This is a genomic window from Sphingomonas hominis, assembly GCF_013328205.1.
Classification (GTDB): Bacteria; Pseudomonadota; Alphaproteobacteria; order Sphingomonadales; family Sphingomonadaceae; genus Sphingomonas; species Sphingomonas hominis.
The window spans coordinates 1-1,720 of sequence record NZ_JABULH010000028.1 but is presented as its reverse complement, the minus strand read 5'-3'; the positions used below and the strand labels follow the sequence as shown (position 1 = coordinate 1,720).

The window sequence follows — 1,720 nt, the reverse complement described above, 5'->3', positions numbered from 1 at the left end:
GGAGATGACCTGATCCGCGTCGACACCCTGCCCCAGGGACGCCCGATAGTAGTCGAAACGCATCCGCTCTACCCCCCTACCCTATCACACGATTTCAATGGCTTAGCCATTCACTACCCCCGTATTACAGGCCGGGGGTCGGGCGGCGCGGCCCGCCCGGTCAGCCACCGCGCTACGCGCGCTGTCTGCCCCGACGGACTCGTCCGGATCGGACACCAGGCCCTGCACCGCGCGGAGGTGCCCCAGGATGCCCTCCAGGTGCGGTTGCAGGTCTGCGGCTGCCTCGGCCAGGCCATCGGTCAGTTCGGCCCTGGCGGCGTCCCTGGCGGCTCCCAGGGCCTCGATTGTGTCGGCGAGCTCGGCCATGATCGGCGCAGCATCGTCGAGGACCTCGCGGATGATCGAGGCGACAGGCCGGCCCTGGATGGATGCGAGCCGCTTGAGGGCGCGGTCTGTCTCCGGCCGGACAGTGATCGTGAAACGCGGGCTGGTGGCTGGCATGGCAAGTCCCCGGTGGTGTACCAGGGAAGGAGGTACACCACCGGGGCAGCTCACGCAATCGAGGTTCCCAGGGGCCGGCTGGAGAAACACCGGCGTGGCGACTGCGGAGAGGTTGAATGCTCGGCGTGGGCGCGCTTCGCGCTTGAAGAAGAGTGCTATCGAAGGGGCTGCGCCCCTTCACCCCGATTAGTTGGCGACTTCACCGCGCATTTCGTTCGCCAGCGTCTGGCGAAGACTTTCGCAGCCCAGAACAATGACTGTCGATACCATGTCTTCGAAGTCGAAGCCTTTTATAGAGGCGAGTGTATGCAGAAATCGCAAGTCTTGCTCTTGAATATCTACACCGAACTTCAACGCCGCTTGCTTCTCTCCTTTTCCAATTCCTCGATTAAGTCCCGAAGCGCCAGTCCTACCTCCGACCATGATCCCACATCCTCCTTCCACTCTAACAACGTAGGTCCGTATTGCTTGGCGATTGCGCGCCTACGGCGCGCCTTCGTCGTCAGCAACTTGTACTCTACGCTGTTAGTCTTTGCAACGACTTGTGCGAGCAGGTCCGAAGCTATGGCCCGACCCATCCTAGACAAACCGAAGTATTCGCTAGGCTCGAAGGTTGCGGCGCTGTGCCGGTTATCTTTCTGCGGCTTAGCCTCTAGTTCGCATCGTACCCACCTGTCGAAGTATACGCGCATGGATTGATGAGCGAGGCCTTCCGCCATCATTTGTTCCGGCTTCTCATAGGCTCGGAAATACGTCTCGGATGCTCTGGAACCGATCATGTACGTCGCGCCCTGGTCGCGATCGAGGACGGGCCGGATGCACTTGGCCTTCACCCTGCCATGCTCGCGGACGATCCTGGTCAGCGTCGGTTCAAGCCGGTCGAACAGGCCGGTCTCCTCCTCGATGACATCGACGCACACGTCCGCCCTGGTGACGGCATGGACCGGCCACGCCCGCCGGATGACCTCGACAGCTGCCGGCGTCGCCTCCCCCGAGGCCTGGACCAGGACACCGTTGGGACCCCCGTGTAACACGGTTGCCCAGGTGTCGCCCTCGCCGTCCAGGACATGCGCGGAGGCCTCGTAGCCCATCACAGGCCGTCCCTCCGCGATCTCGCCCAGGGGCTGGTGCGAGGCCATCCAGGAGATGACCTGATCCGCGTCGACACCCTGCCCCAGGGACGCCCGATAGTAGTCGAAACGCATCCGCTCTACCCCCC

The 1,720-nt window shown here is 63.1% G+C and carries 3 protein-coding genes; all 3 read right to left on the bottom strand.

The genetic code is table 11. The features are described from left to right. Positions 1 to 102 precede the first annotated feature (102 nt). Positions 103 to 501 (bottom strand): hypothetical protein, encoded by a 399-nt coding sequence (locus HRV97_RS17220; RefSeq protein WP_174195353.1) that lies wholly within the window; start codon positions 499 to 501, stop codon positions 103 to 105. Positions 502 to 687: 186 nt separating this feature from the next. Then, entirely contained in the window at positions 688 to 855 is a 168-nt protein-coding gene (locus tag HRV97_RS17215; RefSeq protein ID WP_174195352.1) for a hypothetical protein, read from the bottom strand. After that, positions 852 to 1,720, bottom strand: an 869-nt coding sequence (locus tag HRV97_RS17210) for a replication initiation factor domain-containing protein (protein ID WP_223176935.1), incomplete at its 5' end; no start/stop codon positions are given. The genes HRV97_RS17210 and HRV97_RS17215, both read right to left, overlap by 4 nt.